This window comes from Streptomyces lomondensis, from assembly GCF_014651035.1.
Taxonomy (GTDB): Bacteria; Actinomycetota; Actinomycetes; order Streptomycetales; family Streptomycetaceae; genus Streptomyces; species Streptomyces lomondensis.
The window spans coordinates 378904-395167 of record NZ_BMWC01000005.1 but is presented as its reverse complement, the minus strand read 5'-3'; the positions used below and the strand labels follow the sequence as shown (position 1 = coordinate 395167).

Here is a 16264-nt window from a genome sequence, read left to right as displayed (position 1 = left end):
GCACCGGAGCCTGTCCATGAGCACCGTACGCACCTCCGGCTTCGGCACCGGGCCCCTCTCCCGCGCCTCCGCCCTGATCCACACCGTCCTCACCGTCGAGGCGCTGCTGCTCCTGGCCGCCTCCCCGGGCCTGGCCGGACTCCTCCTGCTCGGACCCGACCCGGCCAACCTCCCCCTCGCGGCCCTGTGCCTGCTGCCCCTCGGACCGGCCCTGTCCGCCGCGCTCTACGCCCTCCACCACCGCAGCCGCGACCTCACCGAACTGCACCCGGCCCGCGCCTACCTACGCGGCTGGCGGCTCAACGCCGTACCGGCGCTGAAACTGTGGACACCCCTGCTGGCCTGGCTCACCGTCATCGCCTTCACCCTCACCCACTTCCCCGCCACCGGCCTGCCCGGCTGGTGGGCGGTCCTGCTCGCGGCGATCGGCGCCGGCTCCCTCCTGTGGGGCGCGCACGCCCTCGTCCTCACCTCGCTCTTCGCCTTCCGCGCCCGGGACACCGCCCGCCTCGCCGGGTACTTCCTGGTCCGGCACGGCCGCGCCACCCTCGCCGCCGCCTCCCTGCTGGTCCTGACGGCCGCGCTGACCGCCCTGCTGACGGAGGCCCTGCCCGCCCTGCTGGCCGCCCCGCTGCTGCTGTCCCTGCTGCACGGCAGCCGCACGGTGATAACCGAGACCCGGGAGGAGTTCACCGCATGACCGCGCCCCGCACCCCGAAGATCCCGTACGGCGGCGACTACAACCCCGAGCAGTGGCCCGAGGAGGTCTGGGACGACGACCACCGCCTGTTCACCCGGGCCGGCATCGACACCCTCACCGTCGGCGTCTTCCTCTGGTCCCTCACCCAACCCGCCCCGGACAGCTACGACTTCACCGTCCTGGACCGCATCCTCGACCGGGCCGCCGCCGAAGGGCGCCAGGTCTGCCTGGCCACCGGCACCGCCGCCCTCCCGCCCTGGCTCGCCAAGCGGCACCCCGAGGTCAACCGCACCGACTTCGAGGGCCGCCGCCACCGCTACGGCCAGCGCCACAACTTCTGCCCCAGCTCACCGGCGTACCGCGAGCACGCCACCGCGCTGGCCTCCCGCCTCGCCGAGCGGTACGCGCACCACCCCGCCCTGCTCGCCTGGCACATCAACAACGAGTACGGCGGCGCCTGCTACTGCGACCTGTGCGCCGAGGCGTTCCGGGAGTGGCTCCGGGACCGGCACGGCACCCTCGACGCCCTCAACGACGCCTGGTGGACCACCTTCTGGTCCCACCGCTACACCGACTGGGACCAGATCGAGCCGCCCAGCGCCCTCACCGAGCACTGGCGCGGCCCCGACCACACCGCCTTCCAGGGCATCACCCTCGACTACTTCCGCTTCACCACCGACGCCCTCCTCGGCTGCTTCCTGGCCGAGAAGGAGGTGATCCGCGCCCACGACCCGGACACGCCCGTCACCACCAACTTCATGGGCACCTTCCGCCCCCTCGACTACCACCGCTGGGCGCCCCACCTCGACTTCGCCTCCTGGGACAGCTACCCGCCCCTGGACGCCCCGCCGACCCGGCCCGCCCTCGCCCACGACCTGATGCGCGGGCTGAAGGACGGCGCCCCCTTCTGGCTGATGGAGCACACGCCGTCCACCACTGCGTGCCGGGACGTCAACCCGCTGCGGCGGCCCGGCGAACTGCGCCTCGTCACCTTCCAGGCGATCGCCCACGGCGCGGACGCCGCCCTCTACTTCCAGATGCGCGCCTCCCGGGGCGCCTGCGAGAAGTACCACGGGGCGGTCATCGGCCACGCGGGCCGCGACGACACCCGAGTCTTCCGCGAAGTGGCCGAGCTGGGACGCGAGTTGGAGACCCTGGGGGACCGCACCCTCGGTGCCCGCACCCCGGCCCGCACCGCCCTGCTCTTCGACTGGGACAGCTGGTGGGCCCTGGAGATCTCCGACGGCCCGTCCCGGCTGGTCAAGTACCCGGACGTGGTCCACGCCTACTACCGGGCCGCCCGCGCGGCCGGCGCCGACGTGGACGTGATCCCCCAGACCGCCGACCTCACGCCCTACGACGTCGTCCTCGCCCCCGCCCTTCACATGGTCAAGGGCGACCTCGCCCCCCGCCTCGAAGCCGTGGCCGCACGCGGCGGCACGGTCCTGGCCACCTTCCTCTCCGGCCGCGTCGACGAGCACGACCGCGCCTTCCCCACCGACGTCCCCGGCCCGCTCGCGCCCCTCATGGGCGTCCGCGTGGACGAATGGGACGCCCGCCCGCCGGAGTTCACCCAGCCCGTCCCCGAGCTGGGCACCGAGGCCCGGCTCGTCTTCGAGATCGTGCTGCCGCGCGGCGCCGAACCGGTCGCCACCTACGGCACCGACTTCTACGCGGGCACCCCCGCGGTGACCCGCAACCCCTTCGGCGACGGCGAGGGCTGGTACGTCGCCACCGCCCTCGACCAGCCGGGCGTCGACCAGGTTCTGCGCCGCATCCTGACCCGCCACGACCTGCTCGGCCCGTACGCCGGCCACCCGACGGTGGAGACCGCCACCAGGGTCGCCCCCGACGGCACCCGCCTGCTCTTCCTCCTCAACCACGCCCCCGAACCGGCCCGCCTGACCGCCCACGCCACCGCCACCGACCTGCTCACCGGCAAGCGCGTGGACCAGGGCGAACCCCTGGTCCTCGACCCCCTGGGCGTGGCGATCCTTCAGTAGATGCGCCGCCCATGTGCGTCCGGCACACCCGACTTCCGGAAGAAGTAGCTGTTGACCTGATCGCGCCACTCGCGGGCGCTGCGGAGCTGCTCCTCGAACAGCTCCGTCACCCGCGTGTGGCGCGCGGGGTCCACGAGGTCCACGAGCCCGGCCCACACCTCCCGGGCCGCCTCCACCTCCTCGACGCCGTCGAAGTGCGTGTCGTAGATGTGCTGGATCACCGTCTTCCCGCTCGTCAGCGTGTGTCCGTACGACACGTGGTGGAAGAACAGCAGCAGCTCGTCGGGGCAGGTGTCCGGAGACTCGTAGACCTCGGCCCACGGCTTGGCGTACTGCCCCGCGTACCCGGTGCCGGTCGCCGCACTGCGGTCGACGCCGATCCCGTCCCGGTCGGCGAAGTGGTACGTCCCCCACGGGCTGTACTCGTAGCCGTCCACGCTCGGCCCGTAGTGGTGCCCCGGCTGCACCATGAACCCCACGCCGAGGGGCGCGGTGTACTTCTCGTACGTCCGCCACGAGCCGTCGAGCACGGCGTGCAGCCCGTCGGCCAGCCGCGCCGGGGCGTCCGGGAAGCTCAGCCCGATCCACTCGTCGAGCACCTCGCGCGGCTCGGCGTCCGGCTGCCAGGCCAGCCGCCCGTAGGTGTACAGGTTGGCCTGCGCCAGCGGATGCCCCGTCCAGAACGGGTCGTCGCCGGCGTTCGACACGGCCACCAGCCCGCCCCGCGCGAGGGCACCGACGCTCCTCTCCTCCGGCCGGAACCGCAGCACCTCGCTCCACATCGGACCCAGCCAGCACACATGCCGCTGCTGCCCGGTGTACTCCTGCGTGACCTGGAGTTCCACCGCGAGCCGGGTCCGCGGCATGGCGCCGATCAGCGGCGAGACGGGCTCCCGCACCTGGAAGTCCATCGGCCCGTGCTTGACCTGGAGCACCGCGTTCGGGGCGAACTCCCCGTCCAGCGGCACGAAGTGGTCGTACGCGGCCCGGGCCCGGTCCGTCGAGCGGTCCCGCCAGTCCTGCCGGTGGTCGTAGACGAACGCCCGCCAGTGCACCGTGCCGCCGAACGGCTCCAGCGCCGCCGCCAGCATGTTCGCCCCGTCCGCGTGGCTGCGGCCGTACGCGAACGGCCCCGGCTGCCCCTCCGAGTCGGCCTTCACCACGTACCCGCCGAAGTCGGGGACCGCCTCGTACACCCGCCGCGTCGCCTCGGCCCACCAGGAGCGCACCGCCGCTTCCAGCGGATCGGCCGTGGACAGTCCGCCGAGCACGATCGGCGCGGCGAACGAGACCGAGAGGTGGGTGCGGATGCCGTAGGGCCGCAACGCCCCGGCGATCTCGGCCACTTCACCGATCCGGTCGGTCAGCAGGCGCGCCTCGGTCGCGTGTACGTTGACGTTGTTGACGGAGATCGCGTTGATCCCGCACGCCGCCAGCAGCCTGCCGTACGCCCGCACCCGCTGCAGATCGCCGCGCGCCCGGCCGTCCTCCCAGAACAGCGAGCCGCCCGCGTACCCGCGCTCCACCTGGCCCATGACCGGGTGCACGGCGACGTTGTCCCAGTGGTCGAGCATGCGCGTGGCGAGCGCCGGGCGATGGGTCTCCTGTGACCGCTCCCCGGTGAACGCCGCCGCCCCGAGCCGCACGACATGGAACAGCCCGTACAGCAGCCCGCGCCCACCGGAGGCGGTGACGGTCGTCGTACCGCCCTCACGGACGACCGTGAAGCCCTCCTCACCGAGATCCCCGGCACTCACGGCGAGGACCAGGTCGTACGGGCCGTCGTCCGACGCGTCCCGCACGACCCGGCCCCCGAACCGCCGGCAGGCCTCGGCCATTTCCCCGTGCACCGTCTCCACCAGCGGACCCGAACCCCGGATGAGCGTCCGCCGGCCGCCGACCGCCCGGAAGGCGGCGGGCGGCAGCCACGCCGGGTCGACACCCTCGGGCAGGACGGGCACGGGAAGCGGCATGAGACCCCCAACTCACTTGTTCAGGAGAGCAGTTCGACCTCCGCCAGGGTTGCCTCGCCGTCGAGGACCAGGCGGTACCTCTCGTACGTACCCGGTGACCTCACCGAGAACGCGCGTGTCTGCCGGTCCCACGTGAAGGACTCGCCGGAGCGCCGGTCGAGGGTCCGCCAGGTCGTGCCGTCGGAGGAGCTCTGGAGCGTCCAGCCGGCCGGTGCCTTCGCCCGGTCCGCCGACGAGGTCAGGGTGTACTGGACGGCCTCGGCGCCCTCGGGGACCGGCAGGTCCACGGACGTGACCGCCGCGTCCGTCGCCGACGTGTCGTCGAACAGGGAGCCCTCGCCCTTCAGCACGTCCGCGTGGGGCGTCGGCACCTCGTCGTCCTGGGTGATCGACACGGGCGCGGCATCCTTGCCCGTGCCCCACGACGACGGCCTGGGGCCCATGTCGAACTCCAGGACACCGCCCTTGGCGACCAGCGAGTGCGGCAGTGAAGTCTTCGTCCAGGTACGGCCGTTGACCTTCAGCCCCTGCACGTAGACGTTCTTGGCGCTGTTGCGCGGCGCCTTCACCACCAGCTCGCGCCCGTTCTCCAGGTGCACGGTCGCCTTCCTGAACAGGGGCGAGCCGATCGCGTACTCGCCGCTGCCCATCACCAGCGGGTAGAAGCCGAGCGCGGAGAACAGGTACCAGGCCGACTGCTCGCCGTTGTCCTCGTCCCCGTGGTAGCCCTGGCCGATCTCACTGCCCGTGTACAGCCGCGACAGCACCTCACGGACCTTCTCCTGCGCCTTCCAGGGCTGCCCGGCCGCGTCGTACATGTAGATCGCGTGGTGGGCGACCTGGTTGGAGTGCCCGTACATGCCCATCCGGACGTCCCGCGCCTCCGTCATCTCGTGGATGACACCGCCGTACGAGCCCACGAACTCGGGGGAGGCCGTCTCGGGAGTGGAGAAGTACGCGTCGAGTTTCTCGGCGAGGCCCTTCCGGCCGCCGTAGAGGTTCGCCAGGCCGCGGCTGTCCTGCGGCGCGGTGAAGGCGTACCCCCACCCGTTGGTCTCGGTGTAGTCGTGGCCCCACACCCGCGGGTCGTACTTGGAGGACTCGACCCGCCACTCGCCCTTGGCGTCGCGGCCCTGGAAGAACCCGGCCTTCGCATCGAAGAGGTTCACATAATCCCGCGCCCGGTTCAGGAAGTACTCCGACTCCTCCTTGTAGCGCCGCTCACCGGTCTCCTCGTAGAGCTTCCGGGCCATGCGGGAGATGCCGTAGTCGTTGAGGTAGCCCTCCAGCGCCCAGGACAGGCCCTCGTGGGTCTCGGTGCTCGTGTAGCCGAGGAACGGCGAGGTGGCCATGCCCTTGCGGCCGACGCCCGAGGTCGGCGGTACGACCGTCGCGTTCTTCACGGCCGCGTCGTACGCCGCCTGCGCGTCGAAGCCGACGCCCTTGACGTACGCGTCCGCGAACGCCACGTCCGAGGACGTGCCCGTCATGAGGTCCGCGTAGCCGGGGGAGGACCAGCGGGAGGTCCAGCCGCCGTCCTTGTACTGCTGCACGAACCCGTCGACCAGTTCGCCCGCCCTGCTCGGCGTCAGGAAGGAGTACGCCGGCCAGGTCGTCCGGTAGGTGTCCCAGAAGCCGTTGTTCACGTACACCGTGCCGTCGACGATCTTCGCGCCGGTGTGCGTGGGGGTGTCCGGGTTCGGCATGGGGGAGAAGGGCGAGGCGTACCGGTACTTCCCGCCGACCTTCTCGAAACCGGAGTTCGGGTACAGGTACAGCCGGTACAGGTTCGAGTACAGCGTCGTCAGCTGGTCGGGGGTCGCGCCCTCGACCTCGACCGTGCCGAGCAGCCGGTCCCACTGCCGCTGGGCGCTTCGCTTCACGGCCTCGAAGGACCGGCCCTCCGGGATCTCCTGGCGGAGGTTGTCCTTGGCCTGGTCGACGCTGATGAGCGAGGTCGCCAGGCGCAGGGTGACGGTCCGGTCGTCGGCCTTGAAGCGCAGATAGCCCTTGACGCCGCTGGAGTCCCCCTCGGTCACCGGTTTGTCGAACTCCCCGTACACGAACAGCCGGGTCGCCCCCGTCGACAGCCCGGACTTCACGTCCGAGTAGCCGGTGACGATCCCGTTCTCCTGGTCGAGCGTGAGTCCCGCCTGGTCCGTCACGTTGTCGAAGAGGACGCTCGCGTCGTCGCCCGGGTAGGCGAAGCGCAGCGCCGCCGCGTGGTCGGCCGGCGCCATCTCGGCCTTCAGCCCGTTCTCGAACCGCACCCCGTAGTAGTACGGCCGCGCCGTCTCGTTCTCGTGCCGGAAGGCCAGCTCCCGCGCCTCCCGGCCGAGGTCCGGAGGACCGGCGGCGACGGACGGCATCACCTGGAAGGTCTGCCGGTCACCCATCCAGGGGCTCGGCTCGTGGCTCGCGCTGAACGCCTGGATCGTCGGCAGGTTGTCCGCGTTGTTCGCACGGGCGTAGTCGTACAGCCAGCTCAGCGAACCCGCGTTGGTCACCGGCGTCCAGAAGTTGAAGCCGTGCGGCACCGCCGTCGCGGGGAAGTTGTTGCCCCGCGAGAAGCCGCCGCTGGAGTTGGTGCCTCGGGTCGTCACCGCGTAGTCCGACAGATGCGCCTTCGGCCGCTCGGGAGCGGCGGAGTCGATGGTCACGTCGTCCAGCCAGCCCCGGAACTTGGCCGGGCCCTTGGGGGAGTCGTACGCCACCAGGATCCGGTCCACGGTCTTCCCGGCCGCGACCGAGCCGATCCGCGCGACCACGTTGTTCCACTGGTTGACGTAGAGGATCTTCGAGGCACCCTGCCCCTGCGGGGTCAGCGGGAAGCCGTGCTGGTCGGTGGCGCGCAGCTCGCTCAGGTGGGTGCCGTCGGTGAAGGCCAGGTCGACGGCGACGTTCGTCGCGTCGTAGTCGAAATCGCCGTCCGCCATCGACGGGAAGACCCGGTACGACAGTCGAGTGTTCCGGCCGACGGCCACGTTCACGTCGAAGACCTTGTTGTACGAGTACGCCCGCCCGTCGGCGGTGTGCCGGCCGGCGTACCGCAGGGCCCGCTTCCCGGTGAACCCGGCGCCCGCCTTGGCGGTGGGGGAGCCGCTCGGGCCGCGGTCGACGAGGGAGAGCATGTCCCGCGGGACGGGCCCGTCGCCGCCGCCCGTGGAGAACTGCACGTCGGCGAGCTGGAGGAGGTCGCCGCCGTTGTTGCCGGTCACGTCGAGCCGGAAGTGCCGGTACTCGGCGGGTTCCGCCAGGTCGTACGTCTTCGTCTGGAACCGCTCCGGGAAGGACTCGCCCGCGCGGGTGTCGAGGGTCTTCCACTCCTTGCCGTCAAAGGAGCCCTTCAGGGTCCAGTCCTTCGGGTCGCGTTCGTCGTGGTCGTTGGCCGACGTCAGCGCGTAACGCACCAGTTTGACTGGTTTGTCCAGGTCGAACTCGACCCAGCCGGTGGGCTCGAAGGTGAGCCACTTGGTGCTCGGCTCGCCGTCGACGAGGTTCTCCTTCACCTCGCCGCCGCCCGTGTTCTCGGCGCCGGCCCGGACGTCGGTGACCTGGTCCGTCACATTGCCCGGTATGCCGCTGCTGTAGCCGCCGTCGACGCCCGAGGCCCGCTTGCTCCCGTCGGGCGCGGTGTCGACGGTGTTCTGCCAGTCCGGAACCGGGTCGTCCGCCTCGAAGGAGGAGGCGAACGTCCGGTCGGGGGTCTCGGGGGCTTCGGGCAGTGCGACCGCAACGCCCTGTGAGCCCAGGGTCAAAGCGAAGGCGGTCGCCGACACGACCGCCGAACCCCATCTGTGCCGAGCTTTCCGCTGCATCAACGGGTACCCTCCCTGCGCAGTGGACAACGTTGTCACCTTCGATGCGCAAGGACCAGTAGTTGCCCAAGTCATGGGGAGTGTCAAGGGTGTTGCCTGTGGCATTCGGGGGTCACGACCGGGATTTTTCCGCCGGAGAACACACAGGCCGCTCATACTTCCGCGAGGTCTCAACTCGGATAAGACCCAAGGGCAACCTTGTGTTCGATCTTGATCCGCTGGCGGGAAGTGGACTATACCTGTCGGACGCTTCACACGATCCGCACGTCACGACCCGCACTTTCCTGCACGACCCAGCTTGACCCGATCGCGGTGCCGGGAAGGATCCGGTTCACCGCCTGAGTCCTGGAGAAGGCGAGGACTTGAGCATGGGATCCACTTCCGCCGAGAACCACGGCACCGAGGGTGTCGGCCGCCGTGATCTGATCAAAAGGTCCGCCGCGCTCGGGCTGATCTCCGTCCCCACGATGAGCTTCCTGTCCGCCTGCGCCAGCAGCGGCGGGGGCGACAGCGGCGACAAGGCCAAGGCCGGCAAGAAGACCGCGAAGAACCCGCTCGGCGTCAACGACAGCGCGGGCATGGAATTCGTCCTGTTCGACGGCGGTTTCGGCAAGGAGTACGCCGAGGACGCCGTGCAGATCTACGAGAAGAACTTCCCCAAGGCGAAGGTGAAGTTCTCCGCCACCCAGAAGATCCAGTCCACGCTCCAGCCCCGCTTCAACCAGGGCACCCCGCCGGACCTCATCGACAACTCCGGCGCCGAGCAGATGGACATGGGCGTCCTGGCCGCCAAGAACCAGCTCACCGACCTGACCCCGCTGCTGGACGCCCCGTCGTACGACGACCCGGGCAAGAAGGTCCGCGACACGCTGCGCCCCGGCATCGTGGAGATGGGCCGGCTCGACGGCGACCCGGTCTGGATCATGTACTACGCCTACACGGTGTACGGCGTCTGGTACTCGCAGAAGGCCCTGGACTCGCTCGACTCCGCCTATCCCGAGACGTGGGACGAGATGCTCGCGGTCTGCGAGAAGGCCAAGAAGAAGGGCATGGCGGGCTGGACGTACGCGGGCAAGTACCCGTACTACCTCCCCTTCTCGCTCTACCCGATGATCGGCAAGGTCGGCGGCCGCGAGGTTCTCGACGCCATCGACAACCTGGAGCCGAACGCCTGGAAGCACCCGGCCGTCAAGGCCTGCTTCGACGCGTACTACGAGCTCTACAAGAAGGGTTACGTCCTCAAGGGCACCCCGGGCCTGGACCACATCCAGTCGCAGACCGCCTGGGCCCAGGGCAAGGCGCTGTTCATCCCGAACGGCTCCTGGGTGGAGAACGAGTCGGCGAACGTCATCCCGAAGGACTTCGACCTCGCGGTCTCCGCGCCCACCGGCCTGGACTCCTCCGACAAGCTGCCCTTCGGCACCATCTGGGCCTCCGGCGGCGAGCCCTTCATCGTCCCGGCCAAGGCGAAGAACGCCGAGGGCGGCATGGAGCAGCTGCGCATCATGCTCAGCGAGGCGTCCTCGAAGAACTTCACCAGCAAGGTGAAGTCGCTGACCGCGTACAACGGCGGCACCGACGGCATCACCCTCACCCCGGGCCTGAAATCGGGCGTCGCGGCACTGGAGAAGGCCGGCGAGAACGTGCTGAACCCCCGGATGCAGGACTGGTACGTGCAGTTGCAGAAGGAGAAGATCGGCGTCTCCGGTCTGGGCGAGATGATGGCCGGCCGCCTCACCCCCGCCGAGGCCATCAAGAAGATCCAGGGCTTCGCCGACGAGACCGCCAAGGACACCTCGATCAAGCACTACAAGCACCAGTAACAGCACCGGAATTCTTCTTCCGCAACGGCACCGGAGTGGCGATGCAGCACGGCAAGTACCGGTTCATCGTGGGCTTCCTCGCGCTGCCCCTGGGACTGTACGCGCTCTTCGTGGTCTGGCCGTTCATCCAGTCCATCTACTACTCGTTCACGGACTGGACCGGCCTGAGCCCCGAATTCAAGATGGTCGGTTTCGACAACTACAGCCGGATGCTCGACGACGACATCTTCTGGAAGTCGTTGCAGCACAGCCTGCTGTTCGCCCTCCTGCTGCCGGTGGTGACGATCAGCCTCGCGCTGTTCTTCGCCTTCATGATCAATGTGGGCGGCAGAAAGAGGAAGAACGGCCCGGTGATCACCGGCGTCCGCGGTTCCTCCTTCTACAAGATCGTCTATTTCTTCCCGCAGGTCCTCTCGATCGCCATCGTCGCGCTGCTGTTCGCGTTCGCGTACAACCCGGACAGCGGCGCGATCAACTCGGTCCTGCGCGGGATCGGCCTCGGCGACGTCCAGCCGCTGTGGCTCGGCGACCCCGACCTGGCGCTGTGGGCCGTGATGGCGGTCCTCGTCTGGTCCACGGTCGGCTTCTTCGTGGTGCTCTTCTCCGCCGGCATGGCCTCCATCCCGGCGGAGATGTACGAGGCGGCGCTCCTGGACGGCGCGAACCGCTTCACCACCTTCTTCCGCATCACCCTGCCCCTGCTGTGGGACACCGTGCAGTCCGGCTGGGTCTACATGGGCATCCTCGCCCTGGGCGCCGAGTCGTTCGCGGTCGTGCAGATCATGACGACCGGGCCGGGCGGTCCCGACTACTCGACCACCGTCATGGTCCTGTACGTGTACCAGAAGGCGTTCCGCGACGGGCAGGCCGCCTACGCCACCACCATCGGTGTCGCCCTGCTCGTCGTCACCCTGGCCTTCGCCGCCGTGGTGATGCGGCTGGGCCGTCGCGAGCGGCTGGAGTACTGATTCCCATGAAGACGACCGAGACCCCCGCTCCCGTACCGGCCGAGTCCGGCGCCCCCCTCGGCAAGGCGGACCTGCCGCCGGCCGCACCGCCGAAGGAGAAGAAGGAGGGCACGGCCCTCAACGTCTTCTCCCACGGCGTCCTCGTCATCTGGGCGATCATGGTGGTGATGCCGCTGCTCTGGGCGGTCATGACGTCCTTCAAGGACGACCGCTCGATCTTCAGCTCCCCCTGGTCGCTGCCGGACACGCTGCGTTTCGACAACTGGTCGCGGGCGTGGACCGAGGCCAACATGAGCGACTACTTCCTCAACACCGTCCTGGTGGTGGGCGGTTCGCTCATCGGCACCCTGGTCCTCGGCTCGATGGCGGCCTACGTCCTGGCCCGCTTCGACTTCCCGGGCAACCGGTTCATCTACTACCTGTTCATCGGCGGCATGAGCTTCCCGATCATGCTGGCGCTGGTCCCGCTGTTCTACGTCGTGAACAACATGGGCCTGCTGAACACCATCCACGGCCTGATCCTGGTCTACATCGCCTACTCGCTGCCGTTCACGGTGTTCTTCCTGACGGCGTTCTTCCGCACGCTGCCGACGTCGATCGCCGAAGCGGCCTTCGTCGACGGCGCGTCCCACAGCCGCACGTTCTTCCAGATCATGCTGCCCATGGCCAAGCCCGGCCTGGTCAGCGTCGGCATCTTCAACTTCCTGGGCCAGTGGAACCAGTACATGCTGCCCACGGTCCTCAACACCGACCCCGACAAGCGCGTCCTCACCCAGGGCCTCGTCCAGCTGGCGGTGAGCCAGGGGTACAAGGGCGACTGGTCGGGCCTCTTCGCGGGCCTGGTGATGGCGATGCTGCCGGTCCTCGCCGCGTACATCGTCTTCCAGCGGCAGGTGGTGCAGGGCCTGACGGCGGGCGCGCTGAAGTAGCACAGGCCGCCGCGCCCGCCCGTGCCGTCCTCGGCGGCCCGATCAGGGCGTGCCGGGAAGCCGCACCATCACGAGGAGTCCGCCGGCGGGGCGGGGGACGAGGTCGAGGGTCCCGTCGTGGGCGCGGACGACGCTGTGCACGATGGCCAGGCCGAGGCCGACGCCGGCGTGCTCGTCGGTGCGTACGCGTTCCGTTCCGCGCCGGAAGGGCTCGGTGAGGGTCGGCACCAGCTCCGCCGGCACGGGACGGCCCGTGTTCTCGACCCGCAGCACGCTCGCGCCGTGCTCCGCTCCGGTGTGGACCGTCACGGTGCCGCCGGCGGGGAGGTTGTGGACGATGGCGTTCTGGACGAGGTTCGTCACCATCCGCAGCAGGAGCTCCGCGGAGCCGCTGGTCCGTGCCGCGCCGCCGGTGACGTCGAGCGTGATCCCGCGCTGTTCGGCGAGGGGGAGCAGAGTCTCGGCGGCCTCTTCGGCGACCAGGGACAGGTCGACGCTCTCGCGGGTGAAGGTCCCGCGGTCGCTGCGGCTGAGCAGCAGGAGGGCCTCGGTGAGGTCGATCGCGCGCGTGTTGACCGCCTGGAGGCGGTCGAAGAGCTCCCTTGGGTCCCGAGTGGGGTCCTTGCGGGCGACGTCGAGCAGCGTCTGCGAGATGGCCAGCGGGGTGCGCAGCTCGTGGGAGGCGTTCGCGGCGAACCTCCGCTGCTCGGCGACGTGCGACTCGAGTTGTTCGAGCATGGTGTCGAACGTGTCGGCGAGTTCACGGAACTCGTCCCGGCGGCCTGCCATGCGGATCCGGTGGGACAGCGATCCGCCCCCGGCCAGCCGTGCCGCGGCACTGATCCGAGTGAGCGGTGCGAGCATCCGGCCCGCGAGGATCCACCCCCCGACGAGGCCGAACACCAGCAGGAAGGCCATCGCCACGGCCGCGGCGGGGAAGAAGGTGCGCACCAGGAGGTAGCGGTTGGGCGAGATCCCCAGCAGGCCCTGGGAGTTGTCGGGCACGTAGCGCAGCAGGAACCCCCACACCACGGCCAGCAGGAGGGCGCCGGCGACGGCGAGGAACCCGGCGTAGCTGAGGGTGAGTTTCAGCCGGACGCTGAGCCCTGGGCGTCTACGCATGCGCACGGCCGGGGCCGGTGTCGATGCGGTAGCCGACACCCGGCACCGTGGCGATGACCCAGGGTTCGCCGAGCCGTTTGCGCAGCGCGGAGACGGTGATGCGGACGGCGTTGGTGAAGGGGTCGGCGTTGGCGTCCCAGGCCCGCTCCAGCAGCTCTTCGGTGCTGACGACCCCGCCTTCGGCGGCGACGAGGACCTCGAGCACGGCGAACTGCTTGCGGGTGAGCGCGACGTAGCGTCCGTCGCGGAAGACCTCCCGGCGGAAGGGGTCGAGGCGCAGGCCCGCGATCTCGCGGACCGGGGGCCGGGCGTAGGCGCGCCTGCGGTCGAGCGCCCGCAGCCGCAGGACGAGTTCCCGCAGCTCGAACGGCTTGGTGAGGTAGTCGTCGGCACCCAGCTCGAACCCGGACGCCTTGTCGTCGATCCGGTCGGCGGCGGTGAGCATGAGGATCGGGATGCCGCTGCCGGAGGCGACGATGTGCCGGGCGACCTCGTCGCCGGAGGGGCCGGGGATGTCGCGGTCGAGGACCGCGAGGTCGTAGGAGTTGACGCTGAGCAGTTCCAGGGCGGAGTCGCCGTCGCCGGCGATGTCGGCGGCGATCGCCTCCAGCCGCAGACCGTCACGGACGGCTTCGGCCAGGTAGGGCTCGTCCTCCACGATCAGTACCCGCATGTCCGAAGCCTAGGCAGCACCCCATATCGCCGACGTATGCCGAGACGTGTGCGCACCGGCCGCGCGACTCAGCCCGCCGGTGCCATCGCGGGGCGCGGCCGGTCCGACGGCGCTTGCGCCGCGGTGCGCCACCAGCGGCGCGACGCCAGCCCGGCCAGCACCGCGCCGGTGGCGTTGACCAGGACGTCGTCCACGGAGGACACCCGGTCCAGCCGCAGGACGTACTGCGCGGTCTCGACCAGGACCGAGCAGCCCGCCCCGAGCGCCAGGACCCGCGGCACGGACGCCAGCGCCGTGAACCGCATCGGGGCGAAGAACCCCAGCGCCGCGAAGATCAGCAGATTGCCGAGGATGCCGAGCGTCCCCATGGTGACCAGGTCCCGCAGCGGCACCAGGCTCACCCGGGCGGGCACGGTGCCGGCTCCGCCGCCCGGCATCAGGGTCAGCCACAGGAACGGCACCGTCCCGTGGACCATGCCCACCTCGGCCAGCGACAGCCGCCACGCCGACGGGACGCCGGCGGCCCGTCGGCGGCGCGCCAGAGCCCACACCACCAGCGCGGCGAGCGGCAGCGCGACCAGCGTCATGAGCACCACACCGTTGAACGTGTCGAAGCAGCCGTGCCACCGCCCGGCCATGCACCTCGGAGCGGACATCATGAGCGGCCGCCGCACGACGAACAGGGCGCCCGCCAGGCCGAGGACCGCCAGGGCGGCGAACACGATTCGGCGCGTGCGGCGCAGCGGTGCAGGCAGGGATGCGTTGAGCTTCATGTCCTCATTGGAGACGGCGGGCCGTTGCCCTGGCGTATGCGGTTTTCGATACACCCGCGATACGCCCGTAGCCCTGCGCGACCGCACGTGCACCCACCGGAAACGGTTCAACCTCTTGACGGGAGGCAACCCGAACGGCTCAGCTTAGAGTTCACTAGTTGGACATAGACGGGGCCTCATAGAAGCGGCCCCGTGCGCAGGAGGTCGTCGTGGAGACTCCGGGGTCGCAGTCGTCGCTGCACCGAGCCAACCTGGAGCGGGTCGTACGGGCCGTCCGCCTGGCGGGTTCCCTCACCCAGGCCGAGATCGCGCGGACGACCGGCCTGTCCGCGGCGACGGTCTCCAACATCGTCCGGGAGTTGAAGGAGAGCGGCACCGTCGAGGTCACCCCCACCTCGGCGGGCGGCCGCAGGGCCCGCAGCGTGTCGCTGAGCGGCGACGCCGGCATCGTCATAGGGGTCGACTTCGGCCACACCCACCTGCGCGTGGCCATCGGCAACCTCGCCCACCAGGTCCTCGCCGAGGAGTCCGAGCCCCTGGACGTGGACGCCTCGTCCACCCAGGGCTTCGACCGCGCGGAACAGCTGGTCACCCGCCTGATCGAGGCCACCGGCGTCGACCGCTCCAAGATCGCCGGCGTCGGCCTCGGCGTCCCCGGCCCGATCGACGTCGAGTCCGGCACCCTCGGCTCGACCGCCATCCTGCCCGGCTGGACCGGCACCAAGCCCGCCGAGGAGCTGCGCGGCCGCCTCGGCGTCCCCGTGCACGTGGACAACGACGCCAACCTCGGCGCCCTCGGCGAGATGGTCTGGGGCAGCGGCCGGGGCGTCCGCGACCTGGCGTACATCAAGGTCGCCAGCGGTGTCGGCGCGGGCTTGGTGATCAACGGCAAGATCTACCGCGGCCCCGGCGGTACTGCCGGAGAAATCGGACATATTACGCTCGACGAATCCGGCCCCGTCTGCCGCTGCGGAAACCGCGGCTGCCTGGAGACCTTCGCGGCCGCGCGCTACGTGCTCCCGCTCCTCCAGTCCAGCCACGGCACCGACCTGACCATGGAAGGCGTCGTACGGCTCGCGCGGGACGGAGACCCGGGCTGCCGTCGGGTGATCGCCGACGTCGGCCGCCACATCGGCAGTGGAGTGGCCAATCTCTGCAACCTTCTGAACCCGAGCCGGGTGGTCCTCGGCGGTGATCTCGCGGAGGCCGGTGAGCTGGTGCTCGGGCCGATCCGGGAGTCCGTCGGCCGCTACGCCATCCCCAGCGCCGCGCGCCAGCTGTCCGTTCTCCCCGGGGCACTCGGCGGCCGTGCGGAGGTGCTCGGAGCGCTTGCCCTCGCGCTCAGCGAGATGGGCGATTCAACCCTTTTGGACGGGACCGCCGTTGGGGCCCTGCGGGCGGCGAGCCCTGCCTTCACTTAGAGAACGGATGGCACCGTTGCCATCTCGTTAAGGATTTACTTCTTGACGTCGCACGTGTGGC

The 16264-nt window shown here is 70.2% G+C and carries 11 protein-coding genes; 6 read left to right on the top strand and 5 right to left on the bottom strand.

What is annotated here, in order from left to right; all coding sequences use genetic code 11:
• Positions 1–16: 16 nt before the first annotated feature.
• Both IE255_RS20055 and IE255_RS20050 read left to right on the top strand, forming a co-directional pair.
• Positions 17–700: a hypothetical protein gene (locus IE255_RS20055; protein ID WP_190051697.1), complete on the top strand. Its 684-nt coding sequence runs from the start codon at positions 17–19 to the stop codon at positions 698–700.
• The gene (locus tag IE255_RS20050; protein WP_190051696.1) at positions 697–2703 is read left to right on the top strand and encodes a beta-galactosidase; all 2007 of its coding nucleotides are present in this window, start codon (positions 697–699) and stop codon (positions 2701–2703) included. The genes IE255_RS20055 and IE255_RS20050 overlap by 4 nt, the downstream gene beginning before the upstream one ends.
• Here the strand turns inward: IE255_RS20050 and IE255_RS20045 are convergent.
• The gene (locus IE255_RS20045) at positions 2697–4676 is read right to left on the bottom strand and encodes an alpha-glucuronidase (RefSeq protein WP_190051695.1); all 1980 of its coding nucleotides are present in this window, start codon (positions 4674–4676) and stop codon (positions 2697–2699) included. The genes IE255_RS20050 and IE255_RS20045 overlap by 7 nt on opposite strands.
• A gap of 20 nt (positions 4677–4696) precedes the next feature.
• Complete coding sequence (locus tag IE255_RS20040) at positions 4697–8494, bottom strand: GH92 family glycosyl hydrolase (RefSeq protein WP_190051694.1); 3798 nt, start codon at positions 8492–8494, stop codon at positions 4697–4699.
• A 368-nt stretch (positions 8495–8862) separates the two neighbouring features.
• On the opposite strand from IE255_RS20040, the gene ngcE reads away from it, so the two are divergent.
• The 3 genes from ngcE to IE255_RS20025 are packed head-to-tail and all read left to right on the top strand — an operon-like array spanning position 8863 to position 12214.
• Entirely contained in the window at positions 8863–10317 is a 1455-nt protein-coding gene (ngcE, locus tag IE255_RS20035) for an N-acetylglucosamine/diacetylchitobiose ABC transporter substrate-binding protein (protein ID WP_190051693.1), read from the top strand.
• A 41-nt stretch (positions 10318–10358) separates the two neighbouring features.
• Positions 10359–11285 (top strand): carbohydrate ABC transporter permease, encoded by a 927-nt coding sequence (locus IE255_RS20030; protein ID WP_190051692.1) that lies wholly within the window; start codon positions 10359–10361, stop codon positions 11283–11285.
• Positions 11286–11290: 5 nt separating this feature from the next.
• Positions 11291–12214, top strand: a complete 924-nt coding sequence (locus tag IE255_RS20025; RefSeq protein WP_190051691.1) for a carbohydrate ABC transporter permease — start codon at positions 11291–11293, stop codon at positions 12212–12214.
• 42 nt (positions 12215–12256) lie between these two features.
• Here IE255_RS20025 and IE255_RS20020 read toward each other — a convergent pair whose 3' ends face one another.
• From IE255_RS20020 to IE255_RS20010, 3 genes are all read right to left on the bottom strand, one after another.
• Complete coding sequence (locus IE255_RS20020; RefSeq protein ID WP_190051690.1) at positions 12257–13336, bottom strand: sensor histidine kinase; 1080 nt, start codon at positions 13334–13336, stop codon at positions 12257–12259.
• Complete coding sequence (locus IE255_RS20015) at positions 13329–14009, bottom strand: response regulator transcription factor (protein ID WP_190051689.1); 681 nt, start codon at positions 14007–14009, stop codon at positions 13329–13331. The genes IE255_RS20020 and IE255_RS20015 overlap by 8 nt, the downstream gene beginning before the upstream one ends.
• A 68-nt stretch (positions 14010–14077) precedes the next feature.
• The gene (locus IE255_RS20010; protein WP_190051688.1) at positions 14078–14782 is read right to left on the bottom strand and encodes a VanZ family protein; all 705 of its coding nucleotides are present in this window, start codon (positions 14780–14782) and stop codon (positions 14078–14080) included.
• Between the two features lie 209 nt (positions 14783–14991).
• Here IE255_RS20010 and IE255_RS20005 point away from each other — a divergent pair, with 209 nt between their 5' ends.
• Entirely contained in the window at positions 14992–16203 is a 1212-nt protein-coding gene (locus tag IE255_RS20005; RefSeq protein ID WP_190051687.1) for an ROK family transcriptional regulator, read from the top strand.
• Positions 16204–16264 lie beyond the last annotated feature (61 nt).